Source organism: Lelliottia wanjuensis, from assembly GCF_030238365.1.
GTDB lineage: Bacteria > Pseudomonadota > Gammaproteobacteria > Enterobacterales > Enterobacteriaceae > Enterobacter > Enterobacter wanjuensis.
Genome location: NZ_JASSOT010000062.1, coordinates 66,805 through 86,307, shown reverse-complemented (window position 1 = coordinate 86,307; position 19,503 = coordinate 66,805). Strand labels below are relative to the sequence as shown.

Genomic DNA, 19,503 nt, shown 5'->3' with positions numbered 1-19,503 from the left:
TAAAGACAAGAATTCATGAGCCGTTTGTTGTTTCAAAATTGTTAACAATTTTGTAAAATACGGGCGGATAGAACGTCCCGGTGGATGAAGGGCGACAAGTACCTGGACCGCCGGAAATCAATAAGAGGTCATGATGAGTACTGAAATCAAAACTCAGGTCGTGGTACTTGGGGCAGGCCCGGCAGGTTACTCTGCTGCCTTCCGTTGCGCTGATTTAGGTCTGGAAACCGTTATCGTAGAACGTTACAACACCCTCGGTGGTGTTTGTCTGAACGTCGGCTGTATCCCTTCTAAAGCACTGCTGCACGTAGCAAAAGTTATCGAAGAAGCCAAAGCACTGGCTGACCACGGTATCGTCTTCGGCGAGCCGAAAACCGATATCGACAAGATTCGTACCTGGAAAGAGAAAGTGATCACTCAGCTGACCGGCGGTCTGGCTGGCATGGCTAAAGGCCGTAAAGTGAAAGTGGTCAACGGTCTGGGTAAATTCACCGGGGCTAACACCCTGGAAGTGGAAGGTGAAAACGGTAAAACCGTGATCAACTTCGACAACGCGATTATCGCGGCGGGCTCCCGTCCGATCGAACTGCCATTCATTCCGCATGAAGATCCACGCGTGTGGGATTCCACCGACGCTCTGGAACTGAAAACCGTTCCAAAACGCCTGCTGGTTATGGGTGGCGGTATCATCGGTCTGGAAATGGGTACCGTTTACCATGCGCTGGGTTCAGAGATTGACGTGGTTGAAATGTTCGACCAGGTTATCCCGGCTGCCGATAAAGACATCGTGAAAGTCTTCACCAAACGCATCAGCAAGAAATTCAACCTGATGCTGGAAACCAAAGTGACTGCCGTTGAAGCGAAAGAAGACGGTATTTACGTTTCCATGGAAGGCAAAAAAGCCCCTGCTGAAGCGCAGCGTTACGACGCGGTGCTGGTCGCTATCGGTCGTGTACCGAACGGCAAAAACCTGGATGCAGGCGCGGCGGGCGTTGAAGTGGACGACCGTGGCTTTATCCGTGTCGACAAACAGCTGCGCACCAACGTGCCGCACATCTTTGCCATCGGCGATATCGTCGGTCAGCCAATGCTGGCACACAAAGGTGTTCACGAAGGCCACGTTGCCGCTGAAGTTATCGCGGGCATGAAGCACTACTTCGACCCGAAAGTGATCCCATCGATCGCTTACACCGAGCCAGAAGTTGCCTGGGTAGGTCTGACCGAGAAAGAAGCGAAAGAGAAAGGCATCAGCTACGAAACCGCCACCTTCCCGTGGGCTGCTTCTGGCCGTGCGATCGCTTCCGACTGCGCCGATGGCGTGACCAAACTGATCTTCGACAAAGAGACTCACCGTGTGATCGGTGGCGCGATTGTCGGCACCAACGGCGGCGAGCTGCTGGGTGAGATCGGTCTGGCTATCGAAATGGGCTGTGACGCTGAAGACATCGCGCTGACCATCCACGCACACCCGACTCTGCACGAGTCCGTGGGCCTGGCGGCAGAAGTGTTTGAAGGTAGCATCACCGACCTGCCGAACGCGAAAGCCAAGAAGAAGTAATCTTCTGAATATGAAAAAGCCGCTCAACTGAGCGGCTTTTTTTATTATGGAGTGACGGGCTGCCACGCTTTATCCGGCTGATAAGCCTTTATCTCCTGCGCCTTCTTCTGCGACTCGCTGCCGAGATCCGTCTGATACACCTTGTCTTCACCGTTCACCATAAAACTCATGACGCCGGTCTGACCATAGCTGACGGGCCAGGCGATCATTGCAAAGCCACTCTCGTTATCCGGCAGGATCCGGAACTGGTAGCCGTGATACCCGGTCCCCGGCACCGGTGGGCTGAACGCCGGACCGAGCGGGCTTGGCGCTTCACCGGGAGCGGCTGGCCAGTACAGGCCGTCTTTTTTCCCTTCTGAGCTAATCACCTTTTTCGCGTATTGATGATTGAGCAAGAAATAGCTTTGCTGCGCATCGACATAGGCATGAAGGGCTTCAATGGCGGCGAGTTCGTTGCGGCCAATCTCGCGCGTCAGGATCTCCTCGGCGGCCTTTTTCATATCAAACTGCCAGCCAGCCTCGCGCTTCACGACGGGGATCGGAAGTTGCCAGTCGCTATCGCCCACGTTCAAATGCGCGATATCGCCATTGATGACCGTGTGATGGCTGACCTGCCAGTCACGCAGAAAACGATCAACTGCGTCAGGGTCGACGCCCTCCGGCGGCAAAAAATCACGCCAGTCATCGCCGAGCAGGTTTTTCATCTCGCCTTCGTTTTGTGTGCTGATGGCCTTCGCCAGGGCGCTGGTTGCTTCGTCCGGTGTAGCGAACTCCTGCTGCGCGAGGGCAAAAGTGGAGACCATAAGCAGCATCATTCCACTGAGTAATTTCTTTTTCATTTTGATGCCCTTAGCGGTGGCGGAATTCACGGTGTTCAGTGCGGCCCGCTGGCATTTGCCGCGGCTGCTGACGGTTCTGGTGTTGCGCGGTGAACTGACGGCTCTGCGCGCCGCGCTGCTGCTGCGCCTGCCAGTTGCCTGACCGGCTATCGTTGCCGCTTAAGGCATTGGCCCGCGGTTGCGTATTTCGCTGGCGAACGGGTTGCGTAGTCGGTCGCTCCTGCCGCTGGGACAGATTCTGATGGTTATCGCGCTGGGCTCTGTTATTCGCGCGCTGCGTGGTCTGTGGCTTGTTGGTGTCGTACCCGCGATAGTTATTGCGCTCGGAAATCTGCTTCAGCTGATTGTTGGCCGCCTGACGCTGAGCGTCTTTCGTTGCCGGACGCTGGGTTTGCGAAAGGTTTTTCCCGGTGGATTGCTGAACCTGAGCCAGTGCCGCCTGGCGCTGACTGTCGCGGTTAACCGGTTTTTGCTGCGTGGCACTCAGGCCCGTCGCGCTGTTCGTCGAGTGGAAACGGTTATTGAGCTGATTATTCGGATACGGAACCCCCTCACGATAGGCAGGATTATGCTGCCAGGTGCGGTTGTTATCCGTCAGGCGCTGCCCGCTGATTTTATTGAAGTTATCCACGTTGATGTTGATGTTGTTATCGCCGTTGCGGTTATAGCCGCCGTTGTGGTGGTCATAATCATCGTGGTCATGGTGGTGATCGTCGTCGTCCCAGTCGATATTACTGAATATCGCGTAGGTGGTGGCGACTCCGAGGCTAAAGCCGAGGCCTTTTACCAGGCTGTCGGTAAACTGCTCGCCCGGGGAAGGGGGAAGGTAGACCGGTGGATAGCTGGTGCTTGGCCAGGTGCCATAGACTGTGTTGGGGTTATAGGTCGGGACGTAAACCACCTGCGGATCGGCAGATTCGATTTTGATAACCGTCGGGCTGGTTGTGGTGGCCGTGGTGGTGGTCGCGGTTGAGCCGGATGTCGTGCTGGCAGCCGGTTCCGCTTTCTTCACACTGGTGACCGTCTGCTGCGGCGTGGACTGCAGCGCGCCTGTCTGCTGAGCCAGTTGACGCAGACGCTGAACGGAATCCATCACATCCTTAGGCTGCGCCAGAAACGCATCGCCGAGACTCTGTATCCACGGCGGGTTTTCACCCATCAGTGACATCAGCTGAGGAAAGGCGACCAGGGATTTGACGCTCGGGTCCCACGGCTGATTGCTCACCGCCTGAATGGCTGCGTCGCCCTGCATTTTAGGATTGTCTTTCGACCACTGCGCGGCCTGAATCACGTTTGCCGGATAGGTGGAGGCCATCAGGATTTGCGAGAGCAGCGCGTCGGGATAGAGCGCGATAGGGGCTGTCCACTGATCGATCTGCGCGGCGGTATAGGTTGGGGTAACAACCGGTGCAGGCGGTGGGGGGACGGGCTGAGGCACCGCCGCGACCGGTGGTGTTGAGACCGTCTCTGGAGCCCGGCTCTTCACAAACATCACGCCGGATGCGGCTAACAGCCCGGCACTGCACAGCAGGACCAGAAGGTGTGGCTTAAAGGGCAACTTCATAGTGTGACTCCAGCGTAAGCAGTGTCGATGGGCGTTCTTGTTGCCGCGAGTATATTCACCCGTGCTGTGCCGTTTTGATTAATGTTGGGAAACGGCGGAAGTGTCCTGATAAAGAGTGTGAGCATTTATTACACAAATTATATCCGATGGGGAAAAAGGCGTGGGAAATTCAAAAGGCCGCTCTTGCGAGCGGCCAGCAGCTAGTTGCCGAGATTGACGACCAACAGCACCGTGATGTCGGAAATATTCCAGCCACCATGCAGCGCCGTCAGCAGTAAACCGGTCACAACGATCAGCGCATAGATATATCGCATCTCCATTGCGTGCGTTCCTTTGCAGGGCTACGCGGGTTCCTTCTTCACCGGAAAAGGCAGAACCAGGCAAGTTGGAATTGCCGCGTAGGTTATGGAACTGCTTCCGGGCCCGGTGACTGGTTGCTACACCAGCGAAGCAGGCCGGAATGGAGATTAGCGTATGAAGTATCGAGGAAGAAGCGCGGAGATAATGTTTCTTTGATTTTCATTTGAAAGCTGAAGGCGCTACGCAAAAAGAAAAACAGGACTTGCACAGCACCAAATGAAAGAGCAAAATTCAAAACGTTGGGATTGCCGCAAAACCTGCCAGCCCGGTGTGCTACCACCGCAAGGCACCAACTAAACCGCTGAAAGGCGGTTTTTTTGTGCCCGAAAAATCCCTCTCTTTGCGCGCTATACCATCCTTAACGATTCAGCAAACTATTTAATGTTGCTTTTTTGTAAACGGATTAACACTGTGCAGAAATCCTGCTATGCTGCCCGACGCGGTATCGGGCATTTACCCTACAAACTGCTGTCTCACAGGAGCGTGAAGAGAACGCCGACCGCATATGACAATGAGAGCGAGGAGAACCGTCGTGCTAGAAGAATACCGTAAGCACGTAGCAGAACGTGCCGCCGAGGGAATTGTACCGAAACCCTTAGATGCAACCCAGATGGCCGGCCTCGTCGAGCTGCTGAAGAACCCGCCTGCGGGCGAAGAAGAATTCCTGTTAGATCTGTTGATCAACCGCGTTCCGCCTGGCGTCGATGAAGCCGCGTATGTAAAAGCCGGATTCCTTGCTGCCGTTGCCAAAGGCGAAGCCACCTCCCCACTGGTCACTCCTGAAAAAGCCATTGAACTGCTCGGCACCATGCAGGGCGGCTACAACATTCATCCGTTAATTGATGCACTGGATAGCGACGCGCTGGCACCGATTGCCGCCAAAGCGCTGTCTCAGACGCTGCTGATGTTTGATAACTTCTACGATGTGGAAGAGAAAGCCAAAGCCGGCAACCGTCACGCAAAACAGGTGATGCAATCCTGGGCTGATGCCGAATGGTTCCTGAACCGTCCACAGCTTGCCGAAAAAATTACCGTCACCGTCTTCAAAGTGACCGGTGAAACCAACACCGATGACCTGTCGCCGGCTCCGGATGCCTGGTCTCGCCCGGATATCCCACTGCACGCTCTGGCGATGCTGAAAAACGCCCGCGAAGGCATCCATCCGGATCAGCCGGGCAGCGTTGGCCCGATCAAACAGATCGAAGAGTTAAATAAGAAAGGCTTCCCGCTGGCCTACGTCGGTGACGTAGTCGGGACCGGCTCTTCGCGTAAATCCGCGACCAACTCGGTGCTGTGGTTCATGGGCGATGATATCCCTCATGTGCCGAACAAGCGCGGCGGCGGCCTGTGTCTTGGCGGTAAAATCGCACCGATCTTCTTCAACACTATGGAAGATGCGGGCGCACTGCCGATCGAAGTGGACGTCAACAACCTGAACATGGGTGACGTGATTGACGTTTATCCGTTCAAAGGCGAAGTCCGCAACCACGAAACCAATGAACTGCTGGCAAGCTTCGAGCTGAAAACCGACGTGCTGATCGACGAAGTGCGCGCCGGTGGCCGTATCCCGCTGATCATCGGTCGCGGCCTGACCACCAAAGCGCGTGAAGCGCTCGGTCTGCCGCACAGCGATGTGTTCCGTCAGGCGAAAGACGTGGCCGAGAGCAATCGCGGCTTCTCCCTGGCACAGAAAATGGTCGGTCGTGCATGCGGCGTGACCGGCGTTCGTCCGGGCGCGTACTGCGAGCCAAAAATGACCTCCGTCGGTTCTCAGGACACCACCGGTCCAATGACCCGTGATGAGCTGAAAGACCTGGCGTGTCTGGGCTTCTCGTCTGACCTGGTGATGCAGTCCTTCTGCCACACGGCGGCCTATCCGAAGCCGGTTGACGTGACCACACACCACACTCTGCCAGACTTCATCATGAACCGTGGCGGCGTCTCCCTGCGTCCGGGCGATGGTGTGATCCACTCCTGGCTGAACCGTATGCTGCTGCCGGATACCGTCGGTACCGGTGGTGACTCCCATACCCGTTTCCCGATCGGCATCTCCTTCCCGGCCGGTTCTGGTCTGGTGGCGTTTGCTGCCGCGACGGGCGTGATGCCGCTGGACATGCCGGAATCCGTTCTGGTGCGCTTCAAAGGCAAAATGCAGCCGGGCATCACTCTGCGCGATCTGGTACATGCGATCCCGCTGTACGCGATCAAACAGGGTCTGCTGACCGTTGAGAAGAAAGGCAAGAAGAACATCTTCTCTGGCCGCATTCTGGAGATCGAAGGTCTGCCGGATCTGAAAGTGGAGCAGGCGTTTGAGCTGACCGATGCGTCCGCCGAGCGTTCTGCGGCAGGCTGCACCATCAAGCTGAACCAGGAGCCGATCGTTGAGTATCTCACCTCTAACATCGTGCTGCTGAAGTGGATGATTGCCGAAGGTTACGGCGATCGTCGTACGCTGGAGCGTCGCGTGCAGGGCATGGAAAAATGGCTGGCCGATCCGCAGCTGCTCGAAGCCGATGCTGACGCAGAATACGCGGCGGTGATCGACATCGATCTGGCGGACATCAAAGAGCCAATCCTGTGTGCACCAAACGATCCTGACGATGCGCGTCTGCTGTCTGATGTGCAGGGCGATAAGATCGACGAAGTGTTCATCGGCTCTTGCATGACCAACATCGGTCACTTCCGTGCGGCCGGTAAGCTGCTGGATACCCATAAAGGCCAGCTGCCAACCCGTCTGTGGGTCGCTCCGCCAACGCGTATGGATGCGGCACAGCTGACGGAAGAAGGCTACTACAGCGTGTTTGGTAAGAGCGGTGCGCGCATCGAAATCCCTGGCTGTTCCCTGTGTATGGGTAACCAGGCGCGCGTGGCTGACGGTGCGACCGTGGTCTCCACCTCAACCCGTAACTTCCCGAACCGTTTAGGAACCGGCGCGAACGTCTACCTGGCCTCTGCGGAGCTGGCGGCGGTTGCGGCGCTGATCGGCAAACTCCCAACGCCGGAAGAGTACCAGACCTATGTTGCTCAGGTTGATAAGACGGCGGTGGATACCTATCGCTATCTGAACTTCGATAAGCTCTCTCAGTACACCGAGAAAGCGGACGGCGTGATCTTCCAGACCGCGGTATAAGTGTCTTCTCCCTCTCCCGTGGGAGAGGGCCGGGGTGAGGACACCAGACCGCACAGCCCCCAAAACCTCGCGTTATTCAACGCGGGGTTTTTTATTTTCCACTCCTGACACCCGTCCCGCTTTTTATCTCCTCTCTATCTGCGATAATTACGCCATGGCTCTGCAGAGGAAAACACCATGGATTACGAATTTCTGCGCGATATCACCGGAGTGGTGAAAGTGCGCATGTCGATGGGCCACGAAGTGGTCGGGCACTGGTTTAACGAAGAAGTGAAAGAAAATCTCGCCCTGCTCGATGAAGTCGAAGACGCTGCGCAGACCGTCAAAGGCAGCGAGCGCTCCTGGCAGCGCGTCGGACACGAGTACACCCTCTGGATGGACGGCGAAGAGGTGATGGTTCGCGCCAATCAGCTCGAGTTTTCCGGCGATGAGATGGAAGAGGGGATGAGCTACTACGACGAAGAGAGCCTGTCGCTGTGCGGCGTAGAGGACTTTTTACAGGTGGTGGCGGCGTACCGAGATTTTATGAAACAGAAGTAAACCAGCGGAGCATCCTTGCTCCCCGCGCGTTTTACACGGCCGGAATATTGCGGCCGTAGTAGATTTCGCGCATCTCTTTCCAGAGCAGGTCGGTGATCGTCTTCCGCTCTTCTTCGCTTAAATCTTCAGGCTTCGTGTGGAACATGTAGTGCTGGAGGTCGAACTCCTTCAGTAACATCTTGGTGTGGAAGATGTTTTCCTGGTACACGTTCACGTCCATCATGTCGTACAGCGCCTTCATATCCTCGGACATAAAGTTCTGAATCGAATTGATCTCATGGTCGATAAAATGTTTCATGCCGTTGATATCACGGGTGAAACCACGCACGCGATAATCGACGGTGACAATATCGGATTCCAGTTGGTGGATAAGATAATTCAGCGCGTTGAGCGGAGAAATCACGCCGCAGGTGGAGACTTCAATATCGGCGCGGAAAGTACACAGCCCGCCTTCCGGGTGACTCTCGGGGTAGGTGTGCACGCAGATGTGGCTCTTATCGAGATGGGCGACCACCGCTTCGGGCAGCGGGCCGGGGTGTTCAGTCGGGTCGATAAGCTTGGGATCAATCGGCTCTTCGCTCACGAGGATCGTGACGCTCGCGCCCTGCGGTTCATAGTCCTGACGCGCAATGTTCAGGATATTGGCCCCGATGATGGAGCAGGTTTCTGACAGGATCTCGGTCAGTCGGTTGGCGTTGTAGAGTTCATCGATATAGGCGATATAACCATCGCGCTCCTCCGCTGTTTTCACGTAGCAGATATCGTAAATACAAAAACTCAGGCTTTTGGTCAGGTTGTTAAAGCCATGCAGTTTCAGCTTTTTCAATTTAGTTCACCCCCTTAGAGGACAGCGCGTCTTGCAGATATTGTGGCAAGGCAAAAGCGGCCGTGTGCACTGCCGGATTGTAGTAGCGGCAGATGAGGTTTGCCTGATGGAAGCGCGCCTGGATAATCTCGGTGGAGAGATGGCGCAGCGCCTCGTTGTCCGTCGCCCAGGCGAAGGTCATGATACCGCCGTAATAGGTCGGGATCGCCGCCTGGTAGAAGCTCACGTCACCAAAATAGCTGCTGAGCTTGCGGTGGCTGTCGAGGGCTTCGTCCTGCTGAAGGAAGCAGACGCCGTTCTGCGCCACGAAGATCCCGCCAGGGTTCAGGCAGCGCTTGCAGCCTTCGTAGAAGGACGAGGTGAAGAGCGTCGCGCCCGGCCCAATGGGATCGGTGCAGTCGGAGATGATCACGTCGAAGGTCTGGCTGGTCTGATTCACGAAGTTGACGCCGTCGTCGATCACCAGCGTAAAGCGCGGATCGTCGTAGCTGCCCGCATTGTGGTTCGGCAGATACTGGCGGCAGAAGGAGACGACACCGGCGTCGATCTCGACCATGGTGATGGTTTCGACGGTTTTATGGCGGGAGACTTCGCGCAGCATCGCGCCGTCGCCGCCGCCGATAATCAGCACGTGTTTCGCGTGCCCGTGCGCCAGCAGCGGCACGTGGGTCATCATTTCGTGATAGATAAACTCATCGCGCTCGGTGGTTTGCACCACGCCGTCCAGCGCCATGACGCGCCCGAACGCGGCGTTTTCGAAAATGATCAGATCCTGATGATCGGTTTTCTCATGATAAAGCACGTTATCAACGGCAAAGTACTGACCAAACTGGTCATGCAGCGTTTCGTGCCATAGGGTTTTCTCGGTCACAGGCTGATACCTCCTTTGTTAACATCCATTACACCCACGCAAAATGGGCGCAACATCATAGCCAACAATGACCGCGCATGCACGGTCATCATTGCAACAAAGGGGCGTCGGGAAGGTTACTTCACGTAGGCGAGCAGGCTCAGCGAATCGCGGGCCAGCGCTTTGCATTTTTTCGCGACAGGAATGCCAATGCCGCTTAAATCGCGGTAGCTGTCTTCACCGAGCGCCTTCATGTCAAAGCTATCGTAGTTGCTGAGATCCCATTGGTTCTGCTGGGCAAAAAAGACCAGTGCGCGACGAATCTGCCCGTTGGGTAAATTCTGGTATCCACAATCGTTTTTCAGGAAAACAAAAACTGCCGTTAAATCGGCCATATCTTCCGCTTCGTTTTCACTCAGCGCATAACTGTTCGCACTCATCGCCACCAGGCTTGTGAACAAAATTGTCCTGAAAAACGTCTTCATTGCTTCTACCACTGCGTCACGGAAATTAAACGTTAGCATACTTGATACCAGCGCGACGACCTTTATTATTGCGGCTTTACTTGACCTTCCGCTTAGGGGAGGGTTTAAGCTCAAAATATCGCCTGCACGGAAAAAAGGAATGAACATGCAACGTCGTGATTTTTTGAAATATTCAGCCGTCATCGGGGCTGCCAGCGCGTTACCTTTGTGGAGCCGCGCGGTATTTGCGGCCGACAGACCGGCGCTCCCGATCCCTAATTTACTGACGGCGGACGCCCGCAGCCGCATTCAGCTTGTCGTACAGTCCGGAAAATCGGCCTTTGGCGCGCATCAGGCGACGACATGGGGATATAACGGCAATTTGCTCGGTCCTGCGCTGCAGCTCTCTCGCGGCAAACAGGTGACGGTGAATATTCACAATACCCTCGCCCAGGAGACGACGCTGCACTGGCACGGCCTGGAAGTTCCCGGTGAAGTGGACGGCGGCCCGCAGGGCGTCATCAAAGCGGGCGGCGAGCGCACGGTGACCTTTACACCGGATCAGCACGCGGCAACCTGTTGGTTCCACCCGCATCAGCACGGTAAAACCGGGCATCAGGTGGCGATGGGGCTGGCGGGTCTGGTGCTGATTGAAGACGACGAGAGCCGAATGCTGCGCTTGCCGAAACAGTGGGGCATTGACGATGTGCCGGTGATCGTGCAGGACAAGAAATTTACCGCTGACGGGCAGATTGACTATCAGCTGGATGTGATGAGCGCGGCGGTCGGCTGGTTTGGCGACACGCTCCTGACCAACGGGGCGATCTACCCGCAGCATTCGGCGCCGAGAGGCTGGCTGCGTCTGCGCCTGCTCAACGGCTGTAACGCGCGATCTCTCAATTTTGCCGCCAGCGACCAGCGCCCGCTGTACGTGGTGGCCAGCGACGGCGGGCTATTGGCTGAGCCGGTAAAAGTCAGTGAGCTGCCGATGCTGATGGGCGAGCGTTTTGAAGTGCTGGTGGATATCAGCGACGGTAAGCCGTTTGACATCGTCACGCTCCCGGTGAGCCAGATGGGGATGGCGGTTGCGCCGTTCGATAAGCCGCACCCGGTGCTGCGCATCCAGCCGCTGGTGGTCACCGCCTCGGGCACGCTGCCGGACACCCTCGTTGCCGTGCCTGCGCTGCCGTCCCTCGACGGGCTCACCCAGCGTAAACTGCAGCTGTCGATGGACCCGATGCTCGACATGATGGGCATGCAGGCGCTGATGAATAAATATGGCGCTCAGGCGATGGCCGGGATGCACCACGGGCAGTCGATGGGTCATATGAACATGGATCACGGTAAGATGGGCAACATGGGCCATATGAATCACGGTGGCGGAAAAGGTTTTGATTTCCACAACGCCAACCGCATCAACGGGCAGGCCTTCGATATGAACACCCCGATGTTTGCGGCGCAAAAAGGGCAGTACGAGCGCTGGGTGATTTCCGGTGAGGGTGACATGATGCTGCACCCGTTCCACATTCACGGTACACAGTTCCGCATTTTGTCCGAGAACGGCCAGGCGCCTGCGGCGCATCGTACGGGCTGGAAAGATACGGTGCGGGTGGAAGGGGGCGTCAGCGAAGTGCTGGTGAAATTCGAGCATGACGCGCCGAAGGAGTTTGCCTATATGGCGCACTGTCATCTGCTGGAACATGAAGATACGGGGATGATGCTCGGGTTTACGGTGTAAAAAAAGCCGGGTGGCGGCTGCGCCTTACCCGGCCTACGGTTCTACAAACGGCAACCTCGGGTTGCCGTTTTGCTGTTACTTCACATCATCCGGCAACGCATACGCGACAATATAATCGCCCATCTTGGTGCCAAACGATCCGTGACCGCCCGCTGAGATGACAACGTACTGCTTGCCATTCACTTCGTAGGTCATCGGTGTGGCCTGTCCGCCTGCAGGCAGACGGCCTTGCCACAGTTTCTCACCGTTGGTCATGTTGTACGCGCGCAGGTAGTTATCTGCGGTTGCGGCGATGAACAGGACGTTACCGGCGGTAGAGATTGGGCCACCGAGCATCGGCATCCCCATATTGAACGGCACCGGAACCGGCATCGGGAACGGCATGCTGTCCTGCGGTGTGCCAATACGTTTTTTCCACACGACCTGATTGGTTTTCAGATCCAGCGCGGAAATATATCCCCACGCAGGCTGTTTACACGGCAGACCAAACGGCGACAGGAACGGGTTCAGCGTCACGCCAAACGGCACGCCATACTGCGGCTGAATACCGGCTTCGGTACCGCTGCCTTTCGCGTCTTTCGGCTGCTCCATCGGGTTGCCCGGACCGCGTGGGATCAGCTTCGAGACAAACGGCAGCGCCATCGGGTTAGCAATCGCCACCTGACGGTTTGGATCGACGGAAATACCGCCCCACTCGAACATCCCCAGGTTACCCGGGAAGACCAGCGTGCCCTGCTCAGACGGCGGGGTGAAGATGCCTTCATAGCGCAGCTGATGGAACATTACGCGGCACACCAGCTGGTCGAACATCGTGGCGCCCCACATGTCCGCGCCTGTCAGATCTTTCTTCGGACGGAAGCTCAGGTCAGAGAATGGCTGCGTTTTAGAAACATAGTCGCCTTTCGCCGCACCCTGTGGGACCGGTTTTTCCGGAGCCGGAACCACCAGTTTGCCGTTAGTACGATCCAGCACGAAGATGTTGCCGGTTTTTGCCGGAGCGTAAATCACCGGAACCGTTTTACCGTCGACGGTAATGTCGGCCAGCGTCGGCTGGGACGGCATATCCATATCCCACAGATCGTGGTGAACGGTTTGATAGCTCCAGGCCAGTTTCCCGGTCGTGGCGTTCAGCGCCACAATCGCGCTGGCGTAACGCTCCTGCTCTGGCGTGCGGTTTCCGCCCCAGATATCTGGCGTGGTCACGCCCATCGGCAGATAGACCAGATCCAGCTTCGCGTCATACGCGGCCGGTGCCCAGGAGTTCGGGGAGTTAAAGGTAAAGGTGTGTTCATCCGACGGGATCGCGTTTGGATCTTTCGCGCCCGGATCGAAGGCCCACAGCAGTTTCCCGGTATTCACGTCGAAACCACGAATCACGCCAGAGGTTTCACGGGTAGAGAAGTTATCCGTGACCGACCCGGCAATAACGATGGTTTTATCGGTAATGATCGGCGGAGACGTCGGCTCATACAGGCCCGGCGTGGTATCCGGCATATTGGTCTGCAGGTTGAGGATACCTTTGTTGGCAAAGGTTTCGCACAGCTTGCCGGTTTCGGCGTTGATCGCAAACAGACGGCCATCGTTCACCGGCAGAATGATACGGCGAGGGCAGTCAGCCACCACTTCCGGGGAGGCCGTTTCCGCGCGCGCTTCGTGGTAAGAGACACCGCGACAGGTCACGTGCTGGAACGAGGTATTGGTGTTCAGCTGCGGATCAAAGTGCCACTTCTCCTTGCCCGTCGCTGCATCCAGCGCGAACAGACGCTGGTGAGCGGTACACAGGTAGAGCATGTCGCCCACTTTGATCGGCGTGACTTCGTTGGTCAGTTCACCCGGATCGTTCGGCTGCTTCAGATCGCCGGTGCGGAAGGTCCAGGCCTCTTTCAGGTTTTTCACGTTGTCGGCGTTGATCTGCTTCAGCGGCGAGTAACGTTGTCCTTCCTGATTGCGGCCATACGCCGGCCAGTCACCGTCCGCCACCTGAGAGATTGCGGCGGCAGGGGTGGAATCGGCGCTCAGGGTGCCTTTCACTTCCTGCGGATCGTTAAATCCGGCCCAGGTCAGAATGCCAGCAGTAATCAGCAGGACAACGACCAGCCCACCGACGGCACCGTTAGAAGGCACCACCAGGCGACGCCAGACGAACGGCAGAATCAGCCAGACACCAAAGAAGACGAGGATGTCGCTACGGGGCGTGAGCGCCCAGAAGTCGAAGCCGACCTCCCAGACACCCCAGACCATCGTCGCGAGCAGTAATGCTGCGTAAAGCCACAGCGCGGAACGTTTACGACGTAACAGCAGGATAGTCACGCCAACCATGACCAGGCCCGCAATTGGGTAGTACCAGGAGCCGCCTAACGCGACCAGCCATACGCCACCGGCTAACAGATACAGCGCGCAGAAAGCGGCAAATGCGGCTGTTAACGTTACCAGTAGACGCGGCTGTGGAGATTTTGTTTCAGCCATAGAAAAGTACTCTGTAGTTTGTTAATTATTTGATAGCAATTAATTATAGGTATTAACAAGTGTGATCGGAATCACAAAATGAGCTTTTTGTAACTCATGCGCCAGGCCAATCCATTTGCTGGTATACTGCTGAACTTGTGAATCATTGCCGGACGTATCAGCATCCGCAGTGATAGATTGGTTTTAAATCATACGGTTAGTAATATGAAACATACTGTTGAAGTGATGATCCCGGAAGCGGAGATCAAAGCGCGTATCGCCGAACTGGGTCGTCAAATCACCGAACGTTATCAGGACAGCGGCAGCGATATGGTGCTGGTGGGTCTGCTGCGTGGCTCATTCATGTTCATGGCAGACCTGTGCCGTGAAGTTCAGGTGTCCCATGAAGTGGATTTCATGACCGCCTCCAGCTACGGCAGCGGGATGTCGACCACCCGTGATGTGAAAATCCTGAAAGACCTGGACGAAGACATTCGCGGCAAGGACGTGTTAATCGTAGAAGACATTATCGATTCCGGTAACACCCTTTCTAAAGTGCGCGAGATCCTGAGCCTACGCGGACCAAAATCTCTGGCGATTTGTACTCTTCTGGATAAACCGACGCGTCGCGAAGTGGACGTTCCGGTTGAATTTGTCGGTTTCTCAATCCCGGATGAGTTCGTGGTGGGTTACGGCATTGATTATGCACAGCGCTATCGCCATCTGCCGTATGTTGGAAAAGTGGTTCTGCTGGACGAGTAGTCTTATGTTTTGCCCGGTGGCGCTGCGCTTACCGGGCCTACAAAAGCGTGAGCGGTGAATCGTAGGCCGGGTAAGGCGAAGCCGCCACCCGGCTTTTTTGCAGCTTATTTGTGGTTAACGTGCTTGAGTTTGAGGTTGGCAATCCCGGAACGATAGCGCTGCTCCAGGGTTTCGCGGTTGGTGGCCGTCACTTCCAGGTTACGCAGCAACCCGTCGTGAATTCCGTACGCCCAGCCGTGAACCGACACTTTCTGCCCGCGCTTCCACGCCGACTGCATGATGGTCGAATGGCCCAGGTTATAAACCTGCTCCATCACGTTCAGCTCGCAAAGGGTATCGAGGCGGCGCTCCTGCGGCATTTCGCCCAGCAGTGAGCTATGTTTGAACCAGATATCGCGAATGTGCAGCAGCCAGTTATCGATCAACCCCAGTTCCGGGTTCTCGACCGCCGCCTGCACGCCACCGCAGCCGTAGTGGCCGCAAATAATAATGTGCTCCACTTCCAGCACGTCCACCGCGTACTGCACGACGGAAAGGCAATTGAGATCGGTGTGAATGACCAGGTTTGCAACGTTACGGTGAACGAACAGCTCACCCGAATCAAGACCTGTCAGGCGTTCCGCCGGGACGCGGCTGTCAGAGCAGCCAATCCACAAAAAGCGTGGGTTCTGCGCTTTAGCCAGCTTCTCAAAAAATCCCGGGTCCTCTTCTATCAGCATTTTTGACCATAGTGCATTGTTGCTGATGAGTGTATCTATGTCATTCATAGAGGTTAACGACCTGTAACCGAGTAATAGCGTTGCGCTAATATAGGGTAACTCGACTTTTATTGAAACCACACAACGTGTGTCAGAACTATAGGTAAGTTTAATTCATGACAATCGCACTTGAGCTCAAGCAGCTTAAAAAAGTCTATTCCGGCGGCGTTCAGGCGCTGCGTGGAATCGATCTGCAGGTCGAAGCGGGGGATTTCTACGCGCTGCTGGGGCCGAATGGCGCAGGGAAATCCACCACCATCGGCATCATCAGTTCACTGGTGAACAAAACGTCCGGCAGCGTCGCGGTGTTTGGTTATGACCTCGAAAAAGACGTGGTGAACGCCAAGCGTCAGCTGGGGCTGGTGCCGCAGGAATTTAACTTCAACCCGTTTGAAACCGTGCAGCAGATTGTGGTTAACCAGGCGGGTTACTACGGCGTGGAGCGTCAGGATGCCATTGCGCGCAGCGAAAAGTACCTCAAACAGCTCGATCTGTGGGAAAAACGTGGCGAACGTGCGCGGATGCTTTCCGGCGGGATGAAGCGTCGTCTGATGATCGCCCGTGCCCTGATGCACGAGCCAAAGCTGCTGATCCTCGATGAGCCGACGGCGGGCGTCGATATCGAACTGCGCCGCTCGATGTGGGGCTTCCTGAAGGATCTCAACGACAAAGGCACGACCATTATTCTGACCACCCACTATCTGGAAGAGGCGGAAATGCTGTGCCGCAATATCGGTATCATTCAGCGCGGCGAGCTGGTGGAAAACACCTCGATGAAAAACCTGCTCTCCAAGCTGAAATCCGAAACCTTTATTCTCGACCTGGCGGCGAAAAGCCCGCTGCCGAAGCTGGAGGGCTATCAGTATCGTCTGGTGGATACCTCAACGCTGGAAGTCGAAGTGCTGCGCGAGCAGGGCATTAACAGCGTCTTTGCGCAGCTGAGCGCGCAGGGCATTCAGGTATTGAGTATGCGTAACAAAGCCAACCGACTGGAAGAACTGTTTGTCTCGCTGGTCCATGATAAACAAGGAGAGCAGGCATGATGCATCTTTACTGGGTGGCGCTAAAAAGTATCTGGGCCAAAGAGATCAACCGTTTTATGCGCATCTGGGTGCAAACCCTGGTGCCGCCGGTGATCACCATGACGCTCTATTTCATCATCTTCGGGAATCTGATTGGCTCCCGCATTGGTGAAATGCATGGCTTTACCTACATGCAGTTTATCGTGCCGGGCCTGATCATGATGGCAGTGATCACCAACGCCTACGCCAACGTGGCGTCGTCGTTCTTCAGCGCTAAATTCCAGCGCAACATCGAAGAGCTGCTGGTGGCCCCGGTGCCGACGCACGTGATTATCGCCGGTTATGTCGGCGGCGGCGTGGCGCGCGGGCTGGCGGTTGGGATTCTGGTGACGGCGATTTCCCTGTTCTTCGTTCCGTTCCAGGTGCACTCGTGGACGTTCGTGGCGGTGACGCTGCTGATGACGGCGATCCTGTTCTCGCTGGCTGGTCTGCTGAATGCGGTCTTCGCGACCACTTTCGATGACATCAGCCTGATCCCGACCTTCGTTTTGACGCCGCTGACCTATCTCGGCGGGGTGTTCTACTCTCTGACGCTGCTGCCGCCATTCTGGCAGGCGCTGTCGCACCTGAACCCGATTGTGTACATGATCAGCGGCTTCCGCTTCGGCTTCCTCGGCATTACCGACGTGCCGCTGTTCACCACCGTTATCGTGCTCGGCGTGTTCATCATTGCCTTCTACATCCTCTGCTGGTATCTGATCCAGCGTGGACGCGGACTGCGCACCTGAGTGTTATCCCCGGCAGTACTCTGTCTGCCGGGGCCTTTTCTTTGATAGTTATCACCCTAAATCAACCTTCACTCCGCTAAACTACTTTCCCCTATAGGAGAGACGCTATGCTGGGTTGGGTGATTACCTGTCATGATGACGATGCCCAGGCAATGATTGATCGCCTGGAAAAGAAGTTTGGTCCGCTGCCGCAGTGTCGGGCGGTGAATTACTGGCGCGGCCTCAGTACTAATATGCTCAGTCGTATGATGTGTGATGCATTGCATCAGACGGATACCGGCGAAGGGGTGATATTTCTCACCGACAAATCGGGCGCTGCGCCGTACCGTGCCGCCGCGTTGTTGAGCCACAAGCATGAAAACTGCGAAGTGATTTCCGGAATAACCTACGCGTTGCTGGAGATGATGTCTCCCCTGCGCGAGACGCTGAGCAGCGCGGAGTTCCGCGACACGCTGGTCGGGCAGGAGATCCCCGGCGTCAGCAGTCTGTGGCATCAGCAGCAGAAAAACCCGCCTTTCGTTCTGCTCCACGATCTGTATAAGAATTAAACATTGGTATTGATGTCGCTTTTGCTACAATGGCGGCTGATTTTTTGTGTCGATAATAATCCCATGTTTATGCGCGTTTTTTTCCTGCTGTTGCTGCTGGTCTCCGGCGGCGCATCTGCCAGTTTATTAAGCCAGCAAGGCTTGCCCGCTCAATACATGCAAACCACTGAAGATGCGGCGATCTGGGCGCAGGTGGGCAACGAGGTCGTGAACGTCGGCAACGTCCGCGCGGGGCAAATTCTTGCGGTGGTTCCTACCGCAGCCGATTACTACGAATTTCGCTTCGGCTTTGGCACCGGTTTTATCGACAAAGGCCACCTGGAAAAGGTGCAGGGTAAGCAGCGCGTTCAGGACAGCCTGGGCGATCTCAACAAGCCGCTCAGCAATCAAAATCTCATCACCTGGAAAGACACCCCGGTTTATAACGCCCCTAACAGCGGCAGCGCGCCCTTTGGCACGCTCAGTTCCAACCTGCGCTATCCGATCCTCAGCAAGCTGAAAGACAGGCTTAACCAGACCTGGTTTCAAATCCGCATGGGGAACCGCCTGGCGTGGATCAGCAGCCTGGATGCTCAGGAAGATAACGGTATTCCGGTGATCACCTATCACCATATCCTGCGTGACGAAGAGAACACCCGTTTCCGCCATACCTCCACGACCACCAGCGTCCGTGCGTTCAACAACCAGATGACCTGGCTGCGCGATCAGGGCTATACCACGCTGACCATGTATCAGCTGGAAGGGTACGTGCGCAATAAAATGAACCTGCCCGCGCGGGCGGTGGTGATCACCTTTGACGATGGTCTGAAGTCGGTCAATCGCTACGCCTGGCCGATTCTGAAGCAGTATGGTTTTAAAGCGACGGCGTTTATTATCTCGTCGCGAATCAAAGGCCACCCGCAGAAGTGGGACCCTAAATCACTGCAGTTTATGAGCGTGTCGGAGCTGAAAGAGATCCAGGATGTGTTTGATATCCAGTCGCATACCCACTTCCTGCACCGCGTCGATGCCAACAAACATCCGATTTTGCTGAGCCGCAGCGCGCATGTGATCCTGTTTGATTTTGAACGTTCGCGCCGCGCGCTGGCGCAGTTCAACCCGCGCGTGCTCTATCTCTCGTATCCGTTCGGCGGGTACGATGACAAAGCGGTGAAAGCGGCGAACGAGGCCGGTTTTCATCTGGCGGTGACGACGGTGAAAGGGAAGGTAAAGCCGGGGGATAATCCGTTCTTACTGAAACGCCTGTATATCTTAAGAACGGATTCGCTGGAGACCATGTCGCGGCTGATCAGCAATCAGCCGCAGGGGTAA

The 19,503-nt window shown here is 56.0% G+C and carries 16 protein-coding genes; 9 read left to right on the top strand and 7 right to left on the bottom strand.

What is annotated here, in order from left to right:
* Positions 1-133 precede the first annotated feature (133 nt).
* Positions 134-1,558 (top strand): dihydrolipoyl dehydrogenase, encoded by a 1,425-nt coding sequence (gene lpdA, locus QQF33_RS13170; RefSeq protein ID WP_100777599.1) that lies wholly within the window; start codon positions 134-136, stop codon positions 1,556-1,558.
* Positions 1,559-1,602: 44 nt separating this feature from the next.
* On the opposite strand, the gene QQF33_RS13165 is transcribed toward lpdA, so the two are convergent.
* Positions 1,603-2,397, bottom strand: coding sequence for a DUF2950 family protein (locus QQF33_RS13165; RefSeq protein WP_285157948.1), 795 nt, complete (start codon positions 2,395-2,397; stop codon positions 1,603-1,605).
* 10 nt (positions 2,398-2,407) lie between these two features.
* Positions 2,408-3,961: a DUF3300 domain-containing protein gene (locus QQF33_RS13160; protein ID WP_285157947.1), complete on the bottom strand. Its 1,554-nt coding sequence runs from the start codon at positions 3,959-3,961 to the stop codon at positions 2,408-2,410.
* A gap of 892 nt (positions 3,962-4,853) precedes the next feature.
* Here QQF33_RS13160 and acnB point away from each other — a divergent pair.
* Together acnB and yacL are read left to right on the top strand one after the other, a co-directional pair.
* Positions 4,854-7,451 carry a bifunctional aconitate hydratase 2/2-methylisocitrate dehydratase gene (gene acnB / locus QQF33_RS13155; RefSeq protein WP_282491674.1) on the top strand — a complete coding sequence of 866 codons (2,598 nt, stop codon included), beginning with the start codon at positions 4,854-4,856 and terminating at the stop codon, positions 7,449-7,451.
* A 177-nt stretch (positions 7,452-7,628) separates the two neighbouring features.
* A complete protein-coding gene (yacL, locus tag QQF33_RS13150; RefSeq protein ID WP_100777595.1) occupies positions 7,629-7,991 on the top strand; it encodes a protein YacL in 363 nt (120 codons plus the stop codon).
* A 31-nt stretch (positions 7,992-8,022) separates the two neighbouring features.
* Here the strand turns inward: yacL and speD are convergent, their stop codons facing one another.
* From speD to QQF33_RS13135, 3 genes are all read right to left on the bottom strand, one after another.
* Positions 8,023-8,817 (bottom strand): adenosylmethionine decarboxylase, encoded by a 795-nt coding sequence (gene speD / locus QQF33_RS13145; RefSeq protein WP_282491675.1) that lies wholly within the window; start codon positions 8,815-8,817, stop codon positions 8,023-8,025.
* A gap of 1 nt (position 8,818) precedes the next feature.
* Entirely contained in the window at positions 8,819-9,688 is an 870-nt protein-coding gene (gene speE / locus QQF33_RS13140; RefSeq protein WP_285157946.1) for a polyamine aminopropyltransferase, read from the bottom strand.
* Between the two features lie 116 nt (positions 9,689-9,804).
* Positions 9,805-10,152, bottom strand: a complete 348-nt coding sequence (locus QQF33_RS13135) for a YacC family pilotin-like protein (protein ID WP_282491733.1) — start codon at positions 10,150-10,152, stop codon at positions 9,805-9,807.
* A 145-nt stretch (positions 10,153-10,297) separates the two neighbouring features.
* On the opposite strand from QQF33_RS13135, the gene cueO reads away from it, so the two are divergent.
* Positions 10,298-11,869 (top strand): multicopper oxidase CueO, encoded by a 1,572-nt coding sequence (cueO, locus tag QQF33_RS13130; RefSeq protein WP_285157945.1) that lies wholly within the window; start codon positions 10,298-10,300, stop codon positions 11,867-11,869.
* Between the two features lie 75 nt (positions 11,870-11,944).
* Here the strand turns inward: cueO and QQF33_RS13125 are convergent, their stop codons facing one another.
* Complete coding sequence (locus tag QQF33_RS13125) at positions 11,945-14,335, bottom strand: glucose/quinate/shikimate family membrane-bound PQQ-dependent dehydrogenase (RefSeq protein WP_285150671.1); 2,391 nt, start codon at positions 14,333-14,335, stop codon at positions 11,945-11,947.
* Between the two features lie 204 nt (positions 14,336-14,539).
* Between QQF33_RS13125 and hpt the strand changes: the two genes are divergently transcribed.
* The gene (hpt, locus tag QQF33_RS13120; RefSeq protein WP_095280807.1) at positions 14,540-15,076 is read left to right on the top strand and encodes a hypoxanthine phosphoribosyltransferase; all 537 of its coding nucleotides are present in this window, start codon (positions 14,540-14,542) and stop codon (positions 15,074-15,076) included.
* Between the two features lie 104 nt (positions 15,077-15,180).
* On the opposite strand, the gene can is transcribed toward hpt, so the two are convergent.
* Positions 15,181-15,843 carry a carbonate dehydratase gene (gene can / locus QQF33_RS13115; protein ID WP_282491679.1) on the bottom strand — a complete coding sequence of 221 codons (663 nt, stop codon included), beginning with the start codon at positions 15,841-15,843 and terminating at the stop codon, positions 15,181-15,183.
* Positions 15,844-15,950: 107 nt separating this feature from the next.
* On the opposite strand from can, the gene QQF33_RS13110 reads away from it, so the two are divergent.
* The 4 genes from QQF33_RS13110 (at position 15,951) to QQF33_RS13095 (ending at position 19,503) form a co-directional block, all read left to right on the top strand.
* Positions 15,951-16,877 carry an ABC transporter ATP-binding protein gene (locus QQF33_RS13110; RefSeq protein ID WP_282491680.1) on the top strand — a complete coding sequence of 309 codons (927 nt, stop codon included), beginning with the start codon at positions 15,951-15,953 and terminating at the stop codon, positions 16,875-16,877.
* Positions 16,874-17,644, top strand: a complete 771-nt coding sequence (locus tag QQF33_RS13105; protein ID WP_282491681.1) for an ABC transporter permease — start codon at positions 16,874-16,876, stop codon at positions 17,642-17,644. The genes QQF33_RS13110 and QQF33_RS13105 overlap by 4 nt, the downstream gene beginning before the upstream one ends.
* A 107-nt stretch (positions 17,645-17,751) precedes the next feature.
* On the top strand, positions 17,752-18,192 hold the full coding sequence (locus QQF33_RS13100) for a PTS sugar transporter subunit IIA (protein ID WP_285150672.1): 441 nt from the start codon (positions 17,752-17,754) through the stop codon (positions 18,190-18,192).
* A 63-nt stretch (positions 18,193-18,255) separates the two neighbouring features.
* Entirely contained in the window at positions 18,256-19,503 is a 1,248-nt protein-coding gene (locus QQF33_RS13095) for a polysaccharide deacetylase family protein (protein ID WP_285150673.1), read from the top strand.

Coding starts and splice junctions, on each gene's coding strand:
- lpdA (WP_100777599.1), top strand. CDS start 134: ATGAGTACTGAAATCAAAACTCAGGTCGTGGTACTTGGGGCAGGCCCG.
- QQF33_RS13165 (WP_285157948.1), bottom strand. CDS start 2,397: ATGAAAAAGAAATTACTCAGTGGAATGATGCTGCTTATGGTCTCCACT.
- QQF33_RS13160 (WP_285157947.1), bottom strand. CDS start 3,961: ATGAAGTTGCCCTTTAAGCCACACCTTCTGGTCCTGCTGTGCAGTGCC.
- yacL (WP_100777595.1), top strand. CDS start 7,629: ATGGATTACGAATTTCTGCGCGATATCACCGGAGTGGTGAAAGTGCGC.
- QQF33_RS13135 (WP_282491733.1), bottom strand. CDS start 10,152: ATGAAGACGTTTTTCAGGACAATTTTGTTCACAAGCCTGGTGGCGATG.
- cueO (WP_285157945.1), top strand. CDS start 10,298: ATGCAACGTCGTGATTTTTTGAAATATTCAGCCGTCATCGGGGCTGCC.
- QQF33_RS13125 (WP_285150671.1), bottom strand. CDS start 14,335: ATGGCTGAAACAAAATCTCCACAGCCGCGTCTACTGGTAACGTTAACA.
- hpt (WP_095280807.1), top strand. CDS start 14,540: ATGAAACATACTGTTGAAGTGATGATCCCGGAAGCGGAGATCAAAGCG.
- can (WP_282491679.1), bottom strand. CDS start 15,843: ATGAATGACATAGATACACTCATCAGCAACAATGCACTATGGTCAAAA.
- QQF33_RS13110 (WP_282491680.1), top strand. CDS start 15,951: ATGACAATCGCACTTGAGCTCAAGCAGCTTAAAAAAGTCTATTCCGGC.
- QQF33_RS13105 (WP_282491681.1), top strand. CDS start 16,874: ATGATGCATCTTTACTGGGTGGCGCTAAAAAGTATCTGGGCCAAAGAG.
- QQF33_RS13100 (WP_285150672.1), top strand. CDS start 17,752: ATGCTGGGTTGGGTGATTACCTGTCATGATGACGATGCCCAGGCAATG.
- QQF33_RS13095 (WP_285150673.1), top strand. CDS start 18,256: ATGTTTATGCGCGTTTTTTTCCTGCTGTTGCTGCTGGTCTCCGGCGGC.